The 23444-nt window shown below is 48.3% G+C and carries 20 protein-coding genes and 1 riboswitch; of the genes, 16 read left to right on the top strand and 4 right to left on the bottom strand.

The genetic code is table 11. The annotated features are described in order from the left end of the window. The first annotated feature begins 4 nt into the window (after nucleotides 1-4). From OMP95_RS07740 to OMP95_RS07720, 5 genes are all read left to right on the top strand, one after another. A complete protein-coding gene (locus OMP95_RS07740; protein WP_266327627.1) occupies nucleotides 5-346 on the top strand; it encodes a winged helix-turn-helix transcriptional regulator in 342 nt (113 codons plus the stop codon). 344 nt (nucleotides 347-690) lie between these two features. After that, the gene (locus tag OMP95_RS07735) at nucleotides 691-1281 is read left to right on the top strand and encodes a TetR/AcrR family transcriptional regulator (RefSeq protein ID WP_266327625.1); all 591 of its coding nucleotides are present in this window, start codon (nucleotides 691-693) and stop codon (nucleotides 1279-1281) included. 74 nt (nucleotides 1282-1355) lie between these two features. Then, a complete protein-coding gene (locus OMP95_RS07730; RefSeq protein WP_266327623.1) occupies nucleotides 1356-1622 on the top strand; it encodes a DUF4242 domain-containing protein in 267 nt (88 codons plus the stop codon). 45 nt (nucleotides 1623-1667) lie between these two features. After that, the gene (locus OMP95_RS07725; RefSeq protein WP_266327621.1) at nucleotides 1668-2621 is read left to right on the top strand and encodes a quinoprotein relay system zinc metallohydrolase 2; all 954 of its coding nucleotides are present in this window, start codon (nucleotides 1668-1670) and stop codon (nucleotides 2619-2621) included. An 11-nt stretch (nucleotides 2622-2632) separates the two neighbouring features. After that, nucleotides 2633-3433 carry a quinoprotein dehydrogenase-associated SoxYZ-like carrier gene (locus OMP95_RS07720; RefSeq protein WP_266327619.1) on the top strand — a complete coding sequence of 267 codons (801 nt, stop codon included), beginning with the start codon at nucleotides 2633-2635 and terminating at the stop codon, nucleotides 3431-3433. 516 nt (nucleotides 3434-3949) lie between these two features. On the opposite strand, the gene OMP95_RS07715 is transcribed toward OMP95_RS07720, so the two are convergent. Beyond that, the gene (locus tag OMP95_RS07715; protein WP_266327617.1) at nucleotides 3950-5536 is read right to left on the bottom strand and encodes a BCCT family transporter; all 1587 of its coding nucleotides are present in this window, start codon (nucleotides 5534-5536) and stop codon (nucleotides 3950-3952) included. Nucleotides 5537-5925: 389 nt separating this feature from the next. Further along, on the bottom strand, nucleotides 5926-7299 hold the full coding sequence (locus OMP95_RS07710; RefSeq protein WP_266327615.1) for a coiled-coil domain-containing protein: 1374 nt from the start codon (nucleotides 7297-7299) through the stop codon (nucleotides 5926-5928). A gap of 844 nt (nucleotides 7300-8143) precedes the next feature. On the opposite strand from OMP95_RS07710, the gene OMP95_RS07705 reads away from it, so the two are divergent. The 8 genes from OMP95_RS07705 to clpA all read left to right on the top strand — a co-directional run bounded on the left by OMP95_RS07705 (nucleotide 8144) and on the right by clpA (nucleotide 15102). Beyond that, nucleotides 8144-8755, top strand: coding sequence for a trimeric intracellular cation channel family protein (locus OMP95_RS07705; RefSeq protein ID WP_266327613.1), 612 nt, complete (start codon nucleotides 8144-8146; stop codon nucleotides 8753-8755). Nucleotides 8756-9306: 551 nt separating this feature from the next. Beyond that, nucleotides 9307-10098, top strand: a complete 792-nt coding sequence (locus tag OMP95_RS07700; RefSeq protein ID WP_266327612.1) for a sulfite exporter TauE/SafE family protein — start codon at nucleotides 9307-9309, stop codon at nucleotides 10096-10098. Nucleotides 10099-10119: 21 nt separating this feature from the next. Beyond that, the gene (rd, locus tag OMP95_RS07695) at nucleotides 10120-10290 is read left to right on the top strand and encodes a rubredoxin (RefSeq protein WP_266327611.1); all 171 of its coding nucleotides are present in this window, start codon (nucleotides 10120-10122) and stop codon (nucleotides 10288-10290) included. Between the two features lie 93 nt (nucleotides 10291-10383). After that, nucleotides 10384-10923: an inorganic diphosphatase gene (gene ppa, locus OMP95_RS07690; protein WP_266327610.1), complete on the top strand. Its 540-nt coding sequence runs from the start codon at nucleotides 10384-10386 to the stop codon at nucleotides 10921-10923. Nucleotides 10924-11240: 317 nt separating this feature from the next. Then, entirely contained in the window at nucleotides 11241-12083 is an 843-nt protein-coding gene (gene serB, locus OMP95_RS07685; protein ID WP_266327608.1) for a phosphoserine phosphatase SerB, read from the top strand. A gap of 71 nt (nucleotides 12084-12154) precedes the next feature. Then, nucleotides 12155-12469 carry a Grx4 family monothiol glutaredoxin gene (gene grxD / locus OMP95_RS07680; RefSeq protein ID WP_266327606.1) on the top strand — a complete coding sequence of 105 codons (315 nt, stop codon included), beginning with the start codon at nucleotides 12155-12157 and terminating at the stop codon, nucleotides 12467-12469. An 8-nt stretch (nucleotides 12470-12477) separates the two neighbouring features. Further along, nucleotides 12478-12804 carry an ATP-dependent Clp protease adapter ClpS gene (gene clpS / locus OMP95_RS07675; protein WP_266327604.1) on the top strand — a complete coding sequence of 109 codons (327 nt, stop codon included), beginning with the start codon at nucleotides 12478-12480 and terminating at the stop codon, nucleotides 12802-12804. Nucleotides 12805-12840: 36 nt separating this feature from the next. Next, nucleotides 12841-15102 (top strand): ATP-dependent Clp protease ATP-binding subunit ClpA, encoded by a 2262-nt coding sequence (clpA, locus tag OMP95_RS07670; RefSeq protein ID WP_266327602.1) that lies wholly within the window; start codon nucleotides 12841-12843, stop codon nucleotides 15100-15102. A gap of 352 nt (nucleotides 15103-15454) precedes the next feature. Here clpA and cobO read toward each other — a convergent pair whose 3' ends face one another. Next, the gene (gene cobO, locus OMP95_RS07665; protein ID WP_266327600.1) at nucleotides 15455-16057 is read right to left on the bottom strand and encodes a cob(I)yrinic acid a,c-diamide adenosyltransferase; all 603 of its coding nucleotides are present in this window, start codon (nucleotides 16055-16057) and stop codon (nucleotides 15455-15457) included. A 52-nt stretch (nucleotides 16058-16109) separates the two neighbouring features. After that, entirely contained in the window at nucleotides 16110-18068 is a 1959-nt protein-coding gene (locus OMP95_RS07660) for a TonB-dependent receptor plug domain-containing protein (RefSeq protein WP_266327598.1), read from the bottom strand. Between the two features lie 134 nt (nucleotides 18069-18202). Continuing rightward, nucleotides 18203-18404: riboswitch (cobalamin riboswitch) on the bottom strand. 145 nt (nucleotides 18405-18549) lie between these two features. Here OMP95_RS07660 and OMP95_RS07655 point away from each other — a divergent pair. The 3 genes from OMP95_RS07655 to OMP95_RS07645 all read left to right on the top strand — a co-directional run. Next, nucleotides 18550-19740 (top strand): O-succinylhomoserine sulfhydrylase, encoded by a 1191-nt coding sequence (locus OMP95_RS07655; protein ID WP_266327596.1) that lies wholly within the window; start codon nucleotides 18550-18552, stop codon nucleotides 19738-19740. 115 nt (nucleotides 19741-19855) lie between these two features. Continuing rightward, nucleotides 19856-21673 carry a VWA domain-containing protein gene (locus OMP95_RS07650; protein ID WP_266327594.1) on the top strand — a complete coding sequence of 606 codons (1818 nt, stop codon included), beginning with the start codon at nucleotides 19856-19858 and terminating at the stop codon, nucleotides 21671-21673. Further along, on the top strand, nucleotides 21674-23444 hold a 1771-nt coding region (locus tag OMP95_RS07645; protein ID WP_266327592.1), incomplete at its 3' end, for a hypothetical protein.

The following is a 23444-nucleotide window of genomic DNA, read 5'->3' as shown; positions in this document are numbered from 1 at the left end:
ATTGATGAAAGCAAAGGGAAAAATATTTTTGAGGAAATCAGCCCCCGAGAAAAGTGCCCGTATGGTTGAGACTATTTACGGTTGTAAGTGGTCGCTCACGGTTTATCAACTTCTGGCGAATGGCATCAACCGGCCTGGAGCAATGGTTCGCAACGTGGAGGGTTTAACTACCAAAGTGCTCAATGAATGCCTAAGAAAGAATGCAGAATTTGGTATTTTGGAACGTGTTAACTACAACGAAACGCCACCCCGTGTTGAATATAAAGTAACCGAGTTCGGCACCAAATTTCTTCGTATTCTTGATGAGCTTGAAAAACTCCAAAGCGAGATTGAAAGTGGAATATAACAATGCAATTGAGTCGCTTATCAGCGTGATTCGCAAGGCCATTAAGAAACGTAAGCTGCTATTTTAGTTTGATGAGATTGTTAGGAAGATTTAAACCTGAATCTACTTATTTTCTACGGATATATGTCTGGAGAACTCGGGCAGATTTCCTGAGGATTCCAGAGTCTGTTGCTGTTTCATCGCACGCTGTTGTGCATAAAGCTTCACCAATTAGGGGCTATGAGATATCTCACTGCTGGTTGATGACGCTTTTTAAAGAGACTCTCAATACTAAATAGTGGCTATTCATAATTTCTTTCAATCATGTACTTGACTTAAAAGGCGACCGGTCGTATTTTAGCGCTATGGCAAATCTAAAAGAATTTAAAAGAGAACAAATCCTCAATCAGGGTATTCAGCTGATGATGATGCACGGTTATCACGGCACAGGTGTGAAACTACTGCTGGATACGGTGAATGTGCCCAAAGGTTCTTTTTATAGTTATTTTGAGAGTAAAGAGAATTTTACGGCAGAGGCGATCACGCATTATATTGAGCCATTCATAACTCGGTTACAGTCTTACCTGAATAATTCTGAGCTTGATGGCTTAGCAGCGATCAAAGCTTATTTTGATTCCTTGACACAAGAGTTGGAAAATTCCGATTTCAAAGGAGGCTGTTTACTGGGCGATTTGATGGGCGAGATCGGTGGTGTTAGTGATGTCTGTCGTCAAGCTTTGAAAGCCGCAATTAATCAATATTGCACATTATTGGAACAGGGGCTGCTATCAGCACAGCAACAAGGAATTGTTCGTACCGATATTTCTCCTGCAACCATGGCAAGGTTGCTTTTCGATGCCTGGCAGGGAGCATTACTCCATATGAAAATTGAACAATCAATCATCCCGTTGCAGCGATTTTCTACAGAGCTTCTGGATCACTACATCACTAATTAACAACAAAAGCCAAAAGGCTTTTTTTTAGAACCAAAATAAAGACGACCGGTCGCTTATATACAAGGAGATCAATAATGAAAAAGTTTGTAATAGAACGAGAAATTTCTGGTGCAGGTAAATTGACACAAGAAGAATATGACCAGATTACAGAGACATCTTGCTGCGTATTAAAAGATATGGGCCCTAGAATCGAATGGGTTGAGAGCTATGTAACCGACGATAAAATCTATTGTATTTATCGTGCACCAGATGCCGATACGATTAGAGAACATGCCGAAAAAGGTGGTTTCCCAGCTAATAGTATCTCTGAAGTCAAACAAATCTTGAAGCCAATGTTTTAACACGAGCATTTGTGTTCAAAATGGCTGAAAAGAAGGAGGGTGACGATGCCTTACCTAACTAAAAATCCTGTGAAATTGTTTGTGAAATACTGCTTATTGATGGTGAGTGTGACGGCGCAAATAACATATGCTGGTAATGGTTATGTGGTGAATGAGGTGTCCGAAGGTGTTTTTTTCCATGAAGGAATACATGAGGATGCCACTGAGACAAACCAAGGCAAAATTGCCAATGTCGGTTTTATTATAGGCAATGATTGCATTGCAGTAATCGACACCGGTGGTAGTTATCTCGAAGGAAAATCATTACTTGCAGCAATCAGAAAACAGAGTGATTTACCGATTTGCTATGTCATCAACACGCATGTTCATCCTGACCATGTTCTGGGAAATGCTGTATTCGGAAACCCCCAAACCACTTTTGTCGGCAGTGCCAAATTACCTGCAGCTATCGCCGCAAGAGGCAATTTCTATGAAACCAGGTTCAAGGAAATTCTTGGTGATGTATACGGGAATGCTGAGTTTATTGCACCTACCCAATTAGTCAATGTTGGCGTGTCTCAGATTATCGATTTAGGGGAGCGAAAACTGACACTTATTGCTTTCCCCACAGCCCATACCGATAACGATTTGGTGGTTCTGGACAACAATACCAAAACGATGTGGACAGGTGATTTGCTTTTTGTTGAGCGTATTCCAGCACTGGATGGAAGTATTAATGGCTGGCTGGATGCAATAGAGGAATTGAAGGGAATGGATATCACAACTGTAATCCCTGGCCACGGCCCGGTACTTCATCAAGACTGGAAAGCAGCGCTGGAAACGGAAAAGGATTACTTCATCCTGATTCGTCAACAAGTTCGAGAGATTATCAATGATATGGGCACCATCAATCAGGCAACTGAAAATGTTGGCGTGAGCGAAAAAAATAAATGGCTGATGTTTGATGAATATCACAAACGCAATATCACGTCTGCATTTACCGAGTTGGAATGGGAATAAGGAGAATTAACATGTTTAACTATTATTTACGTAGCTTATTTTTGGCGATACCAATTGCATTACTTCTTTTAAATACAGCTCACGCTGAAACAGAAAAAGAAGAGATGTGGCCAGTTCTTAAAGAGATATATTTTGAGAATAAAACGATCTTAACCGATGCAGATGATTGGCTGATTTTGGATGCACCATCGCGTGCAGAAGATGCTGCGATCGTGCCGCTGACGCTTAAATCACTTAAACCTCAGACAGCGGAAAGTTATATTAAAAATATTCACATTCTAATAGATGATAATCCAGATCCTTATTCCGCCAATTTTCATCTTACTCCAACTATGGAGCAGGTAAATTTGACGTTTCGCATGCGCTTTCAGAAATATTCTAATGTCCGAGCTATTGTTGAAATGAATGACGGTGCGTTATACATGGTATCGCGTTTTGTGAAAGCATCAGGTGGCTGTAGTGCACCGGTACAAAAAGACCCAGAAGCCGTTAAGTCACGTCTAGGTAAAATGCAAATTAGAATGCGTAAGCCTGAAATAGGTCATGAAGTTCCGGTCCAGGTTATGATCAGCCACCCAAATTATAATGGCTTACAGTTCGACCAACAGACCAGACGTTATATTCCTGCACATTATGTAAAAACAATGTCCGTAAATTATGCTGAACAGTCTTTATTTAGTGTAGATATGGGTATTTCTTTCAGTGAAGATCCTAGTGTGCATTTTACGTTCAAGCCTAATGGACCAGGGGTTTTGAAAGCGATAATCATTGATAGTAAAGAAGCTACTTACACTTCAGATAAAACAATATAAATCAAAGTCAAAACCAAAAGTTTATCAACCATTCAGAAACGTCATTCTGTGTTATCCATGGTGACGGGTTAAGCACGCCACCAAGTTTTGAGGAGCTTCAGCTATGAACCGGAACACCAGCACAGCTAACTTATTAGATCACACAGACTCTTCTCATGGTCCTGACTGTTTGAAACAGACAAGGTGACCTGCCCCCAGTCTTTAATCCAACCTCAGCTTAGTAATAATGCCCGTGGTTTGACCCTGACCCCGTATTAGGTCCAGCCAGAATTGGAAAAATCCGGCAAATCTCATTTTAGTGTTATCCAGTCTAGGTTTAGCACTCAATAATCTAATTTAAGGCGTGTCCTTACGCCGGAATCAGGTATCCCTCGGGATAAACTCACCTGCTGAATTTATACGTTGAATCCGCGCACAATAAAAAAGGGCCGCTACCTAGTCCTTCACTAAAAAGGGAAAAGATAGCGGCCCTTAATTACTAGCTGTACCTAGGTGATGCCACCGGTACTGGCGTTGTCACACTTCTTCAGCTATCGCGGCTGTAGCGCTCTTGGCATAGCGCTCTTGATGCAGCGCCTTGTAAAGGCCGATCATCATCAGCAGCAATACGATGGTGAAGGGTAGGCCCGTGGCTACTGAAGCAGCCTGTAAGGCATTGAGTGCGTCTTTACCACCTGCCGACAGCAGAATGGCGGCAACAGCGCCGATCATTGTGGCCCACATTAACTTTTGGCCACGAGGGGCATCGGTCTTACCACCAGCGGTGATGCTATCGATCACCAGTGAACCGGAGTCGGCCGAAGTGACGAAGAAGATCAGTACGAGCATGATCGCCAGCGTCGAGGTGAGCGCGCTTAACGGCAGGTTCTGGAGCATCTGGAACATGGCGAGTGACACGTCGCCGATGCCATTAGCCAGTTCGCCGATGCCCGCGGCCGATTGGGCCAACGCGTTGCCGCCGAAGGCGGTCATCCACACGATGGTGACCAGCGTCGGTACGATCAGCACCGCGGCCAGCAATTCGCGCACGGTGCGTCCTTTCGAAATGCGCGCGATAAAGACGCCGACGAAAGGCGACCACGATATCCACCAGGCCCAGTAGAACACTGTCCAGCCACTGAACCAAGTCTGATCTTCACGTCCGATCCAGTTTGACAAAGGCAGCAGATACTCGGCATAAGCACTGGAGGTGGTGCCCAGTCCCTTCAAGAACGCGATAAAGCCCCCGGCAAAGGCAACAAACACCAGCAGCGCCGCAGCGATCACCATATTGACGTTGCTGAGCACTTTAACCCCGGCATTAATACCTCGCCAGACGGAAACCAATGCGACACCAGTGACGACAGCGATAATCACTAGCTGGAGGCCAAGGGTGTTCTCGATGCCGGTGAGAAAGTGAAGCCCACCGGCAGCCTGCATTGCACCGAGACCGAGCGAGGTTGTAAGACCGAACAGTGTCGCCAGCACCGCAATGGTGTCGACGATGTGCCCAGCCCAACCACGTACGCGCGAGCCGATTAGAGGAAAAAAGGCGGAACGCAGTGACAGCGGTTGTCTCAGGTTGAAGGTGAAAAAGCCGATGGAAACAGCCACCATGCCGTAGATCGCCCACGGATGCAGACCCCAGTGGAACATGGTAGCGCCCATTGCTGCCGTTGCGCCTTCTGCTGTTCTTGCCGCGGCGTTCAGGGGCGTGCCGTACCAGTCGGTGTAATAGGCCACCGGTTCAGCGACGCTCCAGAACATCAAGCCGATGCCCATGCCGGCCGCGAACAACATCGCGAACCAGGATACCCTTGAATGCTCAGGACGTGTATTCGCGCCACCCAGCCGGATTTTGCCTACCGGCAGCAGGATGAGTGCTAAACAGAACACGACAAAGAGATTGCCCGCGATCATGAACAGCCAGGCGAAATGGTCAATATTCCAGGTGCGTACGGCGACCATTTGCGCACTGGCTCGTGCCGGATCAAACAGCGCGTAAATGATGAACAATACGATCATGACTGCGGTAATTGGAAAGACCGGATTATGGAAATCCAGCCCCCATAGTTGTTTGTTGTCTACTCCTGGTTCCAGAGTAGTGGTTTCACTGACGCTCATTGAGGTCTCTCCTTCTGTATTTATTATATTGATATAGGCCGTTCGCCGGAGGATTCCGAACCGCGACAAAATGTGCTAATAGCAGTCTGTCAGGGACAAAATGTTCTGCTGCTGCACAGCCGGATTGGGCCATTTTCTCCGCGTTCCCTCGTTTAAAGAGAGCGACTATTCGCCTCGGAAACGCGGAGAAACTGACCCCAACCGGACTTTTCCTTGCTACAAACTCTTAAGTCCGACAGGTTGCAAACGCACCTAAACATTTTTAGCGTAGCTGGCTGCACGGACTTGACTGCATGCGACGCAATTCATGCCAAATTCGTCATTTGCGCCGCGATGTTAGACGTGCCGCTCCGGAGAGTGAAACTCAAGTCACCGGAGCGGCCGTTTTGTCAGAAGTAGTAGCCAAAGTTGATATTGAAGCGGGTCTGCCAGTCATCGTCGGCATTGGCCCCGAGGCGGTCGCCGAAAGCCGTATCGCCGCCGATAAATTCATTGCCGTTGGAGAAGGACAGGTCGGTGTAGATATACCAGCCGCCACTGGCCCAGGCTGCACCCAGGTTGACAAGTTCGCTATCGTTGAAGCTGCTCTCTTCCTTCACGATGGTGCTGTATTCAATGTAAGGAATCACATAATCCAGCCAAGCAATGTTGGGCGTGGCCTTGTAGTAGCTCAGAGAAATGGCCGGGATCCAGCCTTCTGCAGCCACCGTGTTGGGGAAGTCATAGGCACCGAACTGCACCAAATCATCAGTGCCCAGCGGCTGGGCTGAGTCCACGTCGAAATTATAGTAGGTGATTTGGGTAGCGAGGGTGAAGTTGTTCAATTTATTAACCATGTGCAGGGAGCCAGCATAGGCATCACCGTCGTCCTGGGCACCTTTACTATCCAGTTGGCCGTACTGCAGGGAGAAGCCCAGGTCGGTGGGTATGGCAGCATTGAGGCTGTAGATACCACGCAGGTTGAACTGGTTGCGCTCTTCATAGCCGTTGTCTGACTCGTTCACTACGTCGTAGGAGTAGCGTGAGCTGTCATGACTGCCTCCACTATAGTGCCCTTCGTCTGCGTAGTAGTAGGCAACATCGAAGGCCCAGTCGCCGAAGCCAGTGCTGTATTTCACCCCCAGATCCATATCGTCTGCCAGGCCCACGTAGTAATGCTGATCAAAGAACCAGCTCTGGGCAATGCCGTAAGGACCAGGGCCGAAGGGCACCCGGTTGACACCCACTTGTAGCTGACTGTCATCGTCAAACTGGTAGCCTAGCCAGCCAGTGTGTAGAAAGTTGTAGCCGTTGTACCAGCGGTATTCCAGTTTGCCCAGAATGGGACCGTTCGCGTAGTCCATGTTGATACGGTAGGTGTCTAACTCAAAGTTGCCGTCGTCCCCCCAGGCACGGGAAGGCGCGCCGCTGGCAGAGTCCCCGTAGTCGCCGACGGCGAAGTTGGCGCGTATTGCACCACCGACGTTCAGCGTGCCACCGAAGAGGTCGAAGGCGATTTTATCGGATTTGGCGGAGGCCTCTTCGGCCGTTGCTTTGGCGGAGGCAGCTTCGACCGTTGCGAGTTGTTCCTTGGCTTTGCTTTCACCGGCCTGTGCGGCTTTGAGTTGTGCACGGGTTTGCGCGAGCTCCTGTTCGAGTTCGGAAACGCGAGTCTCAAGCTCGGTTGCGTCCGCGGTCTGGGCCTGTACGTTGGCGGGCAATGCCAGGGTGGCAGCGACGGCCAGGGCGGAGGCGGTGTGGCGGTATTTGAACAGACGATTCATTATGAAACGCCCTTGATGAAGTGGAAAGACCGAATTATGGAAATCCAGCCCCCAGAGTTGCTTGTTGTCTACTCCTGATTTCAGAGTAGTGTTTTCACTGATCCTCATTGGGCTCTATCCTCGTATTTATAATTATATAGGCCGTTCGCCGGATGATTCCGACCCGCGACAAAATGTGCTACTGGCAGTTTGTCGGGTTGCAAGTGCACCGAAACATTTTTCACGTAGCTGGCTGCACGGACTTGAATGCATGCGACACAATTCTTGCCAAACTGGTCATTTGCACCGTGATGTTCGGTGTGATGCTTCGGGGGCGGGAACTAAATTCAGTAACGGGGGGCTTTGTCAGAAGTAGCAATCGAAGTTGATATTGAAGCGACACCGCTTGCAGGTGATGCGCTTTTTCAAGTGGATCAGGCAACATAACATCTACGCATCAAGTCGCTCTTCGGCACATCAAAAATGCAGTTAAAAGCCAGACAAGGAATCTGTTTTATAGGAAATTCTTTTGTTTCATCTGTTTACTTACGGTTCTTCCTGGTGCGCCTTATCGGGTTTCGCGTGCAAAAGTCGGCATGGGTTTTAGTCGGATTTAGCAAGGTTCAGGTCGTAATTTCACCAATCCCGAACAAGACTGCCTTTGATAATGGCGCGGCGTTTACAAGACTTATGGGTATCAGAAAATCAGAAATTATGAAGTGGTAAAACTTGTTAGGCGTTAAGCTTTGGTTTTTCTAAAACCACTGATGGTGTGAGGAAAGGAACTGGGAGCGAGTCGCCGCTCATTATCTTTCCGGATGCTGATAGAGATTGCGCGGCCGATATTGCTGGGGAACTTGCTTTTGTGAACAACCTTTTCTTACTGGTCGAGTTACTGGGGGTGCTGGCCTTTGCTTTTACCGGAATTATCGAGGCACGCAAAAAGGGAATGGATCTGATTGGTGTCTACACGGTCAGTATGATTGCCGCCTTTGGTGGTGGGACAGTGCGTGATTCACTGTTAGGGCATTACCCATTATTCTGGATTGAGCATTCGGCTTATGCGCTGATACTATTTGGTTTTGCTCTGGCTTCTACACCATTGACAAGCACTTTTTACGGAAATCGGCGAGTAGCCAATATCTTTAATGTGCTGGATGCGCTGGGGCTTGGCTTGTTTAGTGCATCCGGTGCCAATGTAGCGCATCAGGCGGGCTGTGATTTCCACATCGCCATGTTGCTTGGTGCAATGACGGCGATATTTGGCGGCATATTGCGCGATATTATCTGCAATGAAATTCCCAATGTGTTGCGTCGTAGTGAGTTATATGCCACTTGCGCCTTACTGGGCAGTGCCGTGTTTCTGATAGCACTGGAGTGGACGCGCGATATACCGATCGCCATGCTAACGGGTATCACGGCAACCTTTACGCTACGGCTGCTGTCCGTCAAATACCGCATTACACTACCGTTTTAGCTTGATCCCATTCACTCAAGCCAGTGATTCCATTCCCGCTGATATCCGCCATGATAGAGTTTGTGAACATAACGAAAAGAAGCAGCCTTTAACCATCGCCCGCCACTATGACTGGCCCTGCCTCTTATACATATCTCAGCTACTGCGAGAAGACCATCATCGCTACGGAGGTACTGTAAGGATGCATGTAAATCTGCAGGTTGCACTGATTTTCGCCGATGAAACGAATAATCAGCAACCATCGGCGTAATCTGCGGATAATACATAAGCGTTCCTTAATTTGAGTTTTCTCCGAAATATTGCTGATTTGCTCTTAACTTCGAGGGAAAGTTCAATATTTGTGTATTAAGAGACCGTGACTGACCAGGGACTGAACCTGAAGAAATGGTCTGAAAAGAAGGCGAGAGGAAAAAAAGAAGAAATGAGGGTAGAAGTTGAGTGTATTCAGTAAACTGTCACCGTAATTACTATGCACATAGCCCCGTAGGCCTCTGGCCGAGTCCTTGATGAAGAGTCGAAGCAGTGATGGTTGATGGAGAAATGCCCGAATAATGATTGAATGGTTGAGTTACGCAGCCGCCGGGACCATTGCAGGCCTTGTTGCCGGTTTGTTCGGCGTTGGCGGCGGGCTGGTTATCGTACCGGTGCTGATGCTGGTTTTCAGCTGGCAGGGCATGTCTGCTGATGCGGTTATCCATGTGGCAATCGGTACTTCTTTGATGACAATTTGTATTACCTCGCTATCATCCATGTATGCCCATCATCGATACCGGATGATCGATTGGTTTCTGGTCAAACGGCTGGCACCCGGTCTGATGATAGGCAGCCTCAGCGGGGCAGTGATTGCCGCCAATCTGCCAAGCCAATGGTTGCAGAAAGTATTTGCTCTGTTTGCCTTGGTGATGGCCGCCAGAATGTGGTTACCGCAACCGCACTCTGTATCTGGAAAACTGCTCAGAATCCCCATTATCAGCAGCTACGGGCTTGTTAGTGGGGTTGTTTCAGCCATGGTAGGTATTGGGGGAGGGACGCTGGTGGTACCCTATCTGCTGATGGCAGGACAGGCTGTACAACGAGCAATCGGCACTGCCGCAGCTTGTGGTTTTCCTATTGCAATCAGTGGCGTGATAGGCTTTATATTGATGGGTGCATATGTACATCAGATAGAGGCTGACTGGCAGACCGGTTTTGTGCACTGGCAGGCTTTTGCCGGTATTATTGCTACCAGCATATTCTGCGCACCTTTAGGTGCACGTCTGGCCAAACACTTACCAGCAAGACATCTTAGTCAGCTTTTTTCAATGCTTTTGCTTGTGGTCGGGCTTTTGTTGCTGACCCGATGACCATGCTGAAGGAGCACTAGTATGAGAAAGTGGATTTGTACCGTTTGCGGATTTGTTTACGATGAGGCAGAAGGTCTACCGGAAGAAGGGATTGCACCGGGCACCGCGTGGGAAGACATCCCGGATGACTGGGTCTGTCCGGATTGTGGTGCGGCCAAGGAAGATTTTGAAATGATTCCGCTGGAACAGTGAATACCATGAGTAAGATGTTCATCAGTTTAATCCTGACGGGTTTTCTTTTATAATCAAAAAATTTATCCACTTGCTAACTGGAGCTTAGACTTTATGAACCTTGACCGTGTTGGTTCAGGCAAAAATTTGCCTGAAGACATTAATGTCATCATCGAAATCCCTTCACACTCTGATCCAGTGAAGTATGAAGTCGATAAAGAAACAGGCGCTTTGTTTGTCGACCGTTTTATGAACACGGCCATGTTCTACCCATGCAACTACGGTTATGTGCCGCATACTTTGTCTGATGACGGTGATCCGGTTGACGTGCTGGTGGTCAGCCCTTATGCCCTGATTAGCGGTTCTGTGGTTCAGTGTCGTCCAGTTGGCATGCTGAAAATGACTGATGAGTCTGGTGAAGATGCCAAAGTGATTGCCGTACCTCACGACAAAATGTATGACGATGTGGAAGACGTGAATGATTTGCCATCACGGTTACTGGATCAGCTGTCACACTTCTTTGAACATTACAAAGATCTGGAAAAAAATAAGTGGGTCAAACTTGAAGGCTGGGTAGGTAAAGAAGAAGCCAAAGCCGAAATCGTGGCTAGTGTGGAGCGTTTCAAGGCGGCCCCGGTCAAACCGCAGTTTTAATCTCACAGATTGTTACCATGGCTCGGTGGTCTGATGATTTCAGACATCGCCGATGTTATACCGAAACAACCTGGAAATGCACGATATCAGCGAGATATAGAGATTCTTGCCGGCTACGCTCAGGTTGCCAGACGATTTGTTATTGCGAGTGGCAGTGAATCAATCCAGTCCTACAGTGATAACCAGTAGTGGCGAAATATTTCCACTTCTATACCGCTGTGCCTGACTGGATCACTCCGGCCTGCGGCCTCGCGATGACGAGCCCATTTTTAAGCGAATTTCCGAGTATCACGGGTATATTCTGAAACAGGTAAATTATGACAAAATTGGTTTTGCAGGGCTGTGCGTTAACGGCAGAAACTGCCAGACAGATTGCCAGGCAGGTGGGGGGCAAGCTGGAGTGGGCACAGCAATTTGCCAGTATTGAATCTGATGTGCTTCCGTCAGAGACGCTTACAACATTGCGGCAACAGCATGATTTCGATATCAATCAGCTGCCTGATAGTTTTGATATTGATAGCGCCAGGTTAGTCGTCACCGATATGGACTCGACCTTGATCAGCATCGAATGTATTGATGAGATTGCTGATTTCATGAATCTGAAACCGCAAGTGGCAGAGATTACGGAAGCGGCCATGCGTGGCGAAATTGATTTTGAAACTTCACTTAGAAGCCGGGTGTCTTTGTTACAAGGGCTGGATGTGTCGGTATTGGACCGGGTTTATCAGGAGCGTTTACAACTGAACCCGGGAGCGGAGATCATGGTTGCAACACTGAAACGGCAAGGCATTAAATTGGCGTTGGTTTCAGGCGGGTTTACCTTTTTTACTGAGCGGTTGCAGCAGCGCCTGGATCTGGATTTTAGCCAGGCCAACCGGCTCGCTGAGCATAAGGGTAAATTGACCGGTGAAGTGGAAGGTGACATCTGTGGTGCAAAAGCCAAGGCGGATTTTCTGCTTTCCTGCTGCGACCAGCTGAATATTTTACCGACTCAGGCGCTGGCAGTGGGGGATGGCGCGAATGATCTGCTGATGATGGAACCCGCCGGTTTGAGTGTGGCTTACCATGCCAAACCCAAAGTCCAGCAGCAGGCGGACACAGCGATTAATCACAATGGTCTGGATGGGGTTTTGGGGCTATTGCAGCTCGACTTCAACTAGCCTAACCTTGAAATTATCAGCATTGTCCCCACTTGAATAACTGACTTTTTTTCCAATTAGAGGATTTTATAATGGATATTATTATGGAGCGAATTAAACAGGCGATTGAATCCAACCCAGTTATCCTGTTTATGAAAGGCACACCGGAATTCCCGCAGTGCGGTTTTTCCAGCAGAGCATCGCAGGCGCTTGCGGCATGTGGTTCAGAGTTTGCATACATTAATGTACTGGCAGAGCCTGAAGTGCGTGAAAATCTGCATCGTTATGCAGATTGGCCGACCTTCCCTCAGCTTTACATCGACGGTGAGTTGGTAGGTGGTTGTGACATCATCATGGAGCTGTATGAAAACGGCGAACTGCAGAAAATGGTTGATCAAGCGAGTTAACAAAGCGCATGAGTCAGGATAACGATCACGATTGGCACGGCGATAATGAATATGCTGTTGCACCGGCAAAGCCGGAATTGAAGCGACCACCCAAGTACCGGGTGATTATGCTTAACGACAACTATACGCCTATGGATTTTGTGGTTGAGGTCCTGGAAACCTTGTTTGGTATGGGGCGTGAGCGTGCAACACGCACCATGTTGCAAGTTCACACCGAAGGCAGTGCCTTGTGTGGTATTTTTACTTATGAGATAGCAGAAGCCAAAGTTGAACAGGTCAATAGCTATTCTCAGCGCCACGGCCATCCGCTGCAATGTACTATGGAAGAGGAATGACCCGGTTCGATATCCAATCAACAGGCGGAACGAGAGATGTTAAGTAAAGAACTCGAACAAACCCTTAGTCAGGCATTTAACTACGCACGTCAACGCTCGCATGAATTTCTGACGGTTGAGCATTTGCTGCTGGCATTGCTGGAAAACGGCCAGGCTTTGGCAGTGTTGAAGGCTTGTGATGTGGATATTCCACTCTTGCGACAGGAGCTGAGTGATTTTCTGGCTGATAATCTACCGACTCTGTCGGAAGACAGTGAGCGTGAAACCCAGCCTACGCTTGCATTTCAGCGCATTCTGCAGCGTGCTGTCATGCATGTGCAGTCTTCCGGCGGAACTGAGGTGACTGGTGCTAATGTTCTGGTCTCCATCTTTTCCGAACAACAGTCTCAAGCAGTTTATCTGTTGCAAAAACAGGATGTTACCCGTCTGGATGTGGTGAATGCCATCAGTCACGGCGGTATTGATGAGGTGATAGAGGAATCAGACGATGAAGCCAAGTTGGAAGCGGAAGAAGCTGTCGACGACGGTAAAAATCCGCTCACTTTGTATGCCGCTAATCTGAATGCCGCGGCCAAGAAAGGCAAGATCGATCCTTTAATCGGCCGGGCTGATGAAATTGAACGGACTTTGCAGGTTTTGTGTCGTCGCCGTAAAAATAACCCTTTGTTTGTCGGAGAAGCGGGTGTAGGTAAAACCGCACTGGCTGAAGGGCTTGCCTTGCGTATTGTGCAGGGCGATGTACCTGAAGTCTTGTCTAAAACCGTTATTTTCTCGTTGGATATGGGCGCTTTGGTTGCCGGTACCAAATACCGGGGTGATTTCGAGAAACGGCTGAAATCATTATTACGCGAGCTGAAAAAACAGCCACATGCCATCTTGTTTATCGATGAGATTCACACCATGATCGGTGCCGGCAGTGCCGGTAACAGTACTATGGATGCGGCCAACCTGCTGAAACCGTTGCTGGCCAGTGGCGAATTGAAGTGTATTGGTTCGACAACCTATCAGGAATACCGCGGAATTTTTGAGCATGATCGTGCTCTGGCCCGCCGGTTCCAGAAAATTGATGTGCCTGAACCGACAGTGGCTGAAACAATTGAAATTCTGAAAGGCCTGAAACCGGGGCTGGAAGAACATCATAATGTGCGTTATTCCAATGCCGCAATTGCCCAGGCCGCAGAACTGTCACATCGTCATATTAATGACCGTTTCCTGCCGGATAAAGCGATTGATGTGCTGGATGAGGTCGGGGCCGCTCAACGTATTGCGCCCAAATCCAGACGCAAAAAACTCATCGGTGTTAACGATGTACAAGCTATTGTCGCCAAGATTGCCCGTATTCCTGCCAAAACAGTCAGCAACGCCGACAAAGATAATCTACGCAAGCTGGAAAATAATCTTAAACGCGTTATTTTCGGTCAGGATGAAGCCATATCGGCCCTGAGCTCTGCTATTAAAATGGGCCGCTCAGGTCTCGGCCATCCGGAAAAACCGACGGGTGCTTTTTTGTTCGCCGGCCCCACCGGGGTGGGTAAAACTGAAGTGACCAGGCAGCTAGCGCATAACCTAGGCGTTGATCTGATTCGCTTTGATATGTCCGAGTATATGGAAAGTCATACCGTTTCCCGTCTGATTGGCGCACCACCGGGATATGTCGGATTTGATCAGGGTGGGTTGCTGACCGATGCAATTATCAAGCAACCGCATGCTGTATTGCTACTGGATGAAATCGAGAAAGCCCATCCTGACGTGTTCAACCTGTTGTTGCAGGTGATGGACCACGGTACGCTCACCGACAACAACGGTCGTAAAGCTGATTTCCGTCATGTGGTTTTGGTCATGACCAGTAATGCTGGTGCACAGGATATGGCACGTGCGTCCATCGGTTTCACACCACAAGATAATCAGACCGATGGCATGGAAGCGGTGAAACGGACGTTTACTCCTGAATTCCGTAACCGTCTGGATGGCATTATTCAGTTTAAACCGTTAAGCAAGGAAGCGATTCTGCGGGTTGCTGATAAAGCAGTGCTGGAACTGGAAATGTTGTTGCAGGATAAAAACGTTACCATCGAGATTGATGATGCGGCCCGCCGTTGGTTGGCTGAACACGGTTATGACGTGCAAATGGGCGCACGGCCTATGGCGCGGCTGGTACAGGAAAAAATAAAACGTCCTTTGGCCGATGAATTGCTGTTTGGCAAGCTCAGTAAGGGCGGGGGGCATGTCCGGGTCACATTGCAGGATGACGAACTCCATCTGCAAATGGAAAATGCCGCCGAATCAGTTGATTCCTGATCGCTGTATTTATTAGCAAGAAACGAGCCCGATAGTACTCACTATCGGGCTCATTACATCTGCTGGCCGCCTCACCAGTTACTACTAACAACTCCCCCAAGTTATTCACTTGTCTGTTTGCGCTGAAGTAGTGTTTAAAAAAGTTCCCGTAACTAACTGATTTTTAATAATTGCTTTATAAGCTATTGAAATATATAGATAAAAATTTATGGTTAAATTTTGACCATTTTGAGGAGAGCCCTTGTTTATGAGGCGCTTAGCGAATAACTCCAAACTTAATCACAGAGTTATCCACAGAAAATGTGGGTAACTTTACAGTAATATGACAGAGCAAGAAGCAGGCCAGATTCGATTATAATTCGATCCCTTTTTGTGCTTTGATGCCTGCACGAAAAGCATGTTTGACATCCTCAATCCGGCTCACCGTATCGGCGGCCTCGATTACCGCTTCGGGTGCGCCACGTCCGGTGATAATCACATGCTGCATTGGCGGTCTGGCAGCAATATCGGCCAGTATTTTTTCGGTATCCAGATATTTCATCTTCAATACGATATTAAGCTCGTCCAGCAAGACGATATCGATATCGGGGTTTTGCAGCATGGCTTTGCAGACCTCCCAGCCTTTCTCAGCCGAAGCGATATCCTGTTCCAGGTTCTGGGTTTCCCAGGTAAAACCGTCACCGACCACATGGTAGTCAACCTCTTCCGGGAAACGGCGGAAGAATTTTTCCTCGCCGGTACTGAAGGGCCCTTTGATAAACTGCACCACACCAACTTTCATATCGTGGCCGAGGGCGCGAGCTACCATGCCAAAACCAGACGAACTCTTGCCCTTGCCGTTGCCGGTAATAACCAGTAGCAGGCCCTTGTCCTTGTTCGCTTTCTGGATTTGTTGGTCAACAATGGCTTTTTGCCGCTGCATTCGTTTGGTGTGACGTGTGGATTTATCTGTCATATGAGAACCATTGGATATAGGGTGGGCAGCATAAGCTGCCCACGAGTTTGTATCAATAATTTGCAATCTCAACACCGACAATACCCGTGATGCCGGTTCCCTGGAAGCCGTATGCAGCCTCATACTCCTTATCAGCCAGGTTTTCAACGCGCCCAAACAGACGGGTGTTGGTATTCAGTTGGTAATTCGCTGCCAGGTTGACGACCGTGTAACTGCCCATTCTGACTCGCTGACCGACACCGTCCACGTCCTTACGGCTGCCGATATAATTCAGTGTGCCTGTCAATGTCAGCTTATTCGTCGGTCTGTATTCGACATCAAAGTTTGCCAGATGTTTGGGACGACGGAGTAACGCCTGATCATTGTCGTCTTCAGTGCGAGTGAAAGTATAGTTCAGGTTGAAATCGAGCTGTGATGTGGCGGCCAGTGAGAATACCGCTTCTGCACCATGAATATCCGCTTTATTCTGATTCACACTGGTACTGTCAAAGCTGGGTAAAAAGACTGTTGTGATCAGATCATCAATATCGTTTTTGAAAATAGTCACACTGCTGTCCAAACGATGATTAAACCAACTTTGATCAATCCCCACTTCCCAGTTTTCACTGGTTTCCGCATCCAGATCCGGGTTACCCATATAGGCACTGCCAAAATTCGTCGGGGTAAAGCCGAAAAGTTCATAAAGAGAGGGTGCTCTGAAACCTGTTCCGTGTGCGGCTCTAACGCGCGAGCTATCCGTAAGCTGATAATTTGCCGTGATGCGGTAAGTAGTTTCTGAATCAAAATCATCTGTATTGTCGTGGCGAACGCCCAAAGTCGTATTTAAACGGTCGGTCAATGTGATTTGATCCTGTATATAGACAGCACGATTCTGACGCGTTTCATCGGTCAGCTGTGTCTGTATAAATCCACCGAAATCTGTAAAGCCGTCGGCCTGCATTTTTTCTTCTTCAAATTCATAACCGACGGTAATCAGGTTGTTGTGGATGAAGTACAGATCATTTTGCAGGCTGATCTTGTTTTTCTCACCGTCGTAATTGCTGCGATCGAGGGTGCCGAATGGATCCTGTCGATCATTCCTGTTCTTACGTTCGACATCGGTGTGGGTGAATAACAGTGTCGGTTGCCACATGCCGGAAAAGAAGTTGCCTGCCAATTCTGCACCCAGATATAACTGACGGGTCTTATTTTCAGCGTCGAGGTCCTCAGCGGTATTGCCGGAAAAGTCGAAACCTCCGTCGATATCGGTGTCCGAGTCAATATATCTGGCAGTGACTCTGCTGGACAGTTGTGAACTGATATCCCAGCCCATCCGTGCTGAGACGACTTTGCTGTTATAACCATCATCATCTTTGATGCTGCCGGGCGCCAGTCTTTTTTCGGTGGCAATACTGTCGCCGTCTGATTCAAACAGGCCGCCGGTAATTGAATAATTAAAGTCGCCATTGGAACCTGATAAGGCCAGCGTTTCGTGATGCGTGGATTTAGTCCCGGCTTCCACTTTGGCGCGTGTTTTCAGTCTGCCTTGCCCCTGACGGGTACGAATCTGGATCACACTGCCAATCGCATCAGCACCATACAGTACGCTTTGGGAACCGCGAACTACTTCGATTGATTCGACATCGTCAAGCAGGAAGTGGGCAAAGTCGAAAGCACCGGTCGGCGAGCTGGGATCGTTGATTTCAATCCCATCCACCAGCACGAGGGTATGATTGGAGTTTGTGCCTCTGGCAAAAACGGATGTCTGACTGCCGCGGCCGCCGAGTTCAACGACCCTAAGGCCGGGCACATGCTTTAAAGCATCCGACAGGGTCTGGAACTGTTTTTTTTCTATCTCTGCCTCGCTAATCACGGTCACGCTACTGCCGATATTGTGAATGGGCGTGGGGGTTCGCGTTGCCGTGACAACCAGTTGCTCAAGTTCGGTTTGTTCTGCCTGAACTGAGAAGGCAATTGAAGCTAGTAAACAGGTGCTGATAGCTGTGGAAAGAATTTTTTTATTTGGAAACATGATGTAAGCCTGTTTTTAACGATATCCAACCCGATATCGAGACGGAAAACACATGTTCGGGGACGTGACGAAATCTCGGCATTTGCTGATAAGGATTCGCCTTAGCCGCCCACCGCGACATGAAGAATTGGGATTGCTATCCCGCTGACACAGGCCGGTCTCCGGACTTACAAGCTGGTTTGACCAGACAATCGCCTTCCCGTGCGAACACAGTGGCCTTGTGATTGTCTATGACTTGAATACCGTTGCGGGGGCAGTATTGGAATTGTGATTACGTACCAATTTCCCGATTATCCTGCATACCATGATGCAGGCACCCGTATCAGAGTGTGGCAAACTGTAATCATCTGGATAAAGCTTGTCAAACCTGCCTGCCAGCATGCCTGACTTGCTCTTGAGCGGAAGACGGACAGGAAAAAACTGGTCAGCACAGGCCCCAGCCATTAGAATTAGACGATTTTCACGGTTTCGTAGAATACAAATGACAGAGAAGTTTAAAGACAAAGGATTTGCCACCCGTGCGGTAAGAGTCGGTCACCGCAGAACGGCGGAAGGCGAGCAGTCAGAACCTATTTTCCCGACTTCCAGCTTTGTCTTTGACAGCGCGGAACAGGCGGCTGCGCGCTTTTCAGGTGATGAGGCCGGCAATATCTATTCACGCTTCACCAATCCAACCGTGCGCACGTTTGAACAACGTCTGGCTGCGCTTGAAGGTGGCGAGTCGGCGGTGGCGACTTCTTCCGGCATGTCTGCCATTTTGTCCACCATGATGGCTTTATTGTCCAGCGGCGATCATATTGTTTCATCCATGAGTATTTTCGGCACCACTCGTGTGTTGTTTGATAAATACCTGAGTAAATTCGGCATTGCTACGGATTATGTGGTGCTGACTGATATGGATGCCTGGCAGACAGCGATCAAACCCGAAACCAAAATACTGTTTCTGGAAACACCCTCCAATCCACTTAATGAAATTGCTGATCTTGAAGCTTTATCAGCCCTGGCGCAGGCGAATGATTGCTTGCTGGTGGTGGATAATTGTTTCTGCACACCGGCTTTGCAACAGCCTTTGGCTTTGGGCGCCGATATTGTTGTGCATTCAGCGACAAAATATATTGATGGACAGGGCCGCTGTATCGGTGGCGCGGTCGTGGGTGATAAACAGCGTGTCGGTGAAGAAATTTATGGCTTTTTGCGCACTGCGGGACCGACCATGAGCCCGTTCAATGCCTGGACTTTCCTGAAAGGTTTGGAAACGCTGGACTTACGCATGAAAGCCCATTCTGCTTCTGCATTGGCATTGGCGCAGTGGCTGCAACAACAACCAGTGGTAAACAAGGTTTTTTACGCCGGCCTGCCCAGCCATCCACAGCATGAACTGGCTAAAAAGCAGCAATCAGCTTTTGGTGGCATTATCGCTTTTGAAATCAAAGGCGGCCAAAAAGAGGCCTGGAAGTTGATTAATGCATTGGAATGGATTTCGATTACCGCCAATCTGGGGGATAGCAAAACCACGATAACCCACCCGGCCACCACAACGCATGGCCGCTTGACCCCGGAAGCCAGAGAGGCGACAGGTATTACTGACGGCATGCTCAGGATTTCTGTCGGCCTGGAAAGTATCGAAGATATTCAGGCTGATCTGGCGCAAGCCTTCAACATCCTCTCCTAGCTCAGCGGCATAAAACCTGCATAACACACTTAACTTGCGATTTGCTGTCAGGATTTTGTCCCGTTTCAAGCGGTGACGCCCCTGATTTCAATATAAAACAATAGGTTAAGAAGTTATGCCAGTTTTTCTTAAATACTTTTTGCTCATGCTTTGTCTGGCATTATTGCCGCAGCGGCAAGCTTTGGCCGTGCCGGAAGAACCAATCAGTGATATTCGGGTGCTGATCGATGTTTCCGGCAGCATGAAAAAGAATGATCCTGAAAATCTACGGGCCCCAGCGTTACGCATGCTGGTGGGATTGATGCCCGAAGATGCCAAATCCGGTGTCTGGACTTTTGCCAGGTACGTCAACATGTTGGTGTCCTGGCAAGATGTGAATGATGCCTGGCGAAAAAGTGCGGAAAAAAACTCAGAAAAAATCCATTCTTATGGCTTGTTCACCAATATTGAGCAGGCCTTGCAAAAAGCGACCGCAAATCAGAAACAGCCGGATCCTGCTTATCGTCGCAGCCTGATTCTGTTATCAGATGGCTTTGTTGATATCGAACCTGATAAAGCGAGCAGTCAGGCGTCACGGCAACGTATCCTCGATAAACTGGTGCCCCGGCTTAAACAGGCCAATATTGCCGTGCACACTATTGCTTTGTCGGAACATGCCGATCATGAATTACTGCGTGCTTTGTCACTGGCCACCGATGGCTGGTATCAGCAAGCCGAGACGGCTGATGATTTGCAACGTATTTTCCTGCATTTGTTCGAGAAAGCAGCGCAGCGTGACACGGTACCGCTGCAAGACAACCAGTTCAGTATTGACGGCAGTGTCAGTGAAATGACGGTGCTGGTATTCAGAGAACCCGGCTCAGCCGCGGCCACATTACATCTGCCAGACGGCAAAGTCCTGACGCAAAAGGATCAGGCAAACAACATTCGCTGGTTGCATGAAAACAGCTACGATTTGATTACCATTGAGCAACCCGTGGACGGTGGCTGGAAAATTGATGCGGCACTGGATCCCGATAACCGGGTCATGGTGGTGACGGATATGAAACTGCAAACCAGCGATTTGCCTAATAATGTTCTGATAGGAGAGAAATTCGATTTCGAAGCCAGTCTGACCGATAAAGGCCAAACGATTACCCGTCCGGCTTTCCTCGATCTGGTCGATGCCTCTTTGCAGCAGGATGTCGAAGATCAAAAAACCTATCGGGAAGAACTGCAACGTGATGATAAAAAAGGTCTTTATCGCGCCACGTTAGGCTCCGCTTTTATGCCGGGCCGTAATGATGTGATTGTGACCATGAAAAGCGCCACCTTTGAACGCCAGCGGCGGCAGAGTATTAACGTGGTGGCGATGCCGATTTCGGTAGCCACCGAGCAACTTGATCAGCAAACACGCGGCCATCGGATTCAAGTGCAGGCAGACACCAAACTCATAAAACCTGAATCGCTGACGATAACAGCTTTATTGAAGGAAGAAACCGGCAGCGAGTGGCCTTACGATATGTTAAAAACAGATGCAAACAACTGGCGTTTGACCTTGACTGATCTGCAACCACAACAGGAATATGAACTGTCATTGCAGATCCGCGGCGAAACGCAAAAAGGCCGCCAGATCTTTCTCCAACCCGAGCCAATCGTATTGCAGGATAACAAGCCACCGATGCCGCCAGTGGACGAGCCTGACCAGGCCATAACCGAGTCTCCCATTGAAGCGGTGGAAACGGAACAAACACAAACCACTGAAACGATGGTTGAAACGGCTGATGAGCTGATCAGCATGGATGAAGTAAGCGACGAAAAAACTGATAACGGTATGTCCTCAACAGTCAAACTGCTGATAGGTAACGGCATCATTCTTATACTGCTGGCAGCAGGCGTATTCTGGTGGCGCCGCCAATCAACGACGCTGGTAGCAGCAGGAGATCTTATCTAGATGAATTTAGCTGATCCTATCCTTGAACTGCTGGCCTATGAAGTCGCGTTTATTTTTGCCGTCATCGCGGCCAGCCTGTTATTTCATAGCCGTAAAAAAAGTCGTCAGCTTGGAAATGATACAACTGCCGCAGTAAAAAGAATCAAACAAAACAAAGACCATCGCGCCGACCAGATTAAAGCGATCCTCAGCGAAAAATATAACCTCAATGGTGAAGCACTGGATGCTGAGGTCAATGATTTTATCGAGCGTGAACGCCTGCTTTATAAAGGGTTGCTTAAGCTTTTCGTAGAGCAGGATGGCAAAACGCTGGCAGAACTGCCGCAAAAAATAGAAGCCGCGATAGATGCCAGTCTGGGGCTGTTACCTGTCGGCACCCCGCAGCCAGAACCACAAAACCAGGCAGACAACAGTGGTGATAGCCAATCTCTGCAACAGCAGATTGATCAAGCTGCCGAAACCATGGAAAGGCTTCTGGCCCAGTACCATCAGGCACAAGCTCCAGCAGCAGACGACACAGATGAAGAACAGTTTTCGGTTACTGAACCTGAATCCAATGTGGCGGATGAACCGGAAACCGCTGACGATACCGTGTTCAGCGATGCCTCCCTGCTTGATGATTACGAAAACAGTGTGGAGGAAGATAAGCCGGAAACGGACATCGATGCCAGTGCAGACGACATCTCTGCAGAAGGCTCGGAAGCTGAAACACTGGAACAGATTTTCGACGATAGCAGTTTCGATATCGAGCCGGCAGAAGCTGATGCGGAGCCAGAACCTGAACCGGAAAAGCTTGATACGGACGATATTGAAGCTTTGCTGGAGGGGGCAAATATTGACCTTGAAACCCGGCAACCTGAAATGGATGAACAGCCCGTTGCAACGGAAACGGATTCAGCCAGTGAGGCGCCGGATGTAAAAAAGTACGAGGCCAGTACTCAGGATGAATCAGTAGCTGAGCTCACTGAAATTGAAGGTAACTCAGAACAGCTCTTCAGTTTTGAGGAAACTGTACAACTTGATGATAAAACTGAACAAAAACCGCTTAGCGGCGATGATAGCGATATCGCGGGCGAAATCACAGAAATCGATGGCGAATTGGCGTCTTCAGAACCGGTTGAACCCGTCATCCCTTTTGATGAAGATCTGCAGCGATTTGAAAGAAACGGCGATGAAATTGAAATTCCCGGACAACTCAGTGATATCGAAGCTGAGCTGCAACAGGCTGTTTATGTTGAAATAGCCGAGGAACAAATATCAGAAGACGAAGTTGAAATATCCGCAGAACCGGGCCCGAGCAACAGCCTGAAAGACTATCTGAAAAAAGATGTTTTCACTATTGATAGCAGTATTTATGGCAAGCAAGCGGCGACAGACCTGACTGTTACCGAACCGGAAATACCGGTTGATACAGCAGCTAATAAGCCAACCGAATCGTCTTCTATCCCCGCAGAAGAACTTATATCGACAGCAGCTGACAACCTATTAACAGCTGATATTGATGCGTTAATGGATAATGTTTCTGAGCAACAAGCGGTTGCCAGCGAAGCAGACCAAAATGAACAAGCCGCACTGTCAGATAAGGATGACACCGAACAACAAACTGAATCCGTACAACTTGAAGTTACAGACAGTGACAAGAAAAACCTGACACAAAATAATCCAGTAATCGACAATACTGCAGAGCCAGAGCCAGAGCCAGAGCCAGAGCCAGAGCCAGAGCCAGAGCCAGAGCCAGAGCCAGAGCCAGAGCCAGAGCCAGAGCCAGAGC

Origin of the sequence: Methylophaga sp. OBS4, from assembly GCF_026319305.1 — a bacterium.
Lineage (GTDB): Bacteria > Pseudomonadota > Gammaproteobacteria > Nitrosococcales > Methylophagaceae > Methylophaga.
Note: the sequence above shows the minus strand (reverse complement) of the source record. Positions and strands in the feature narration are given on the sequence as shown.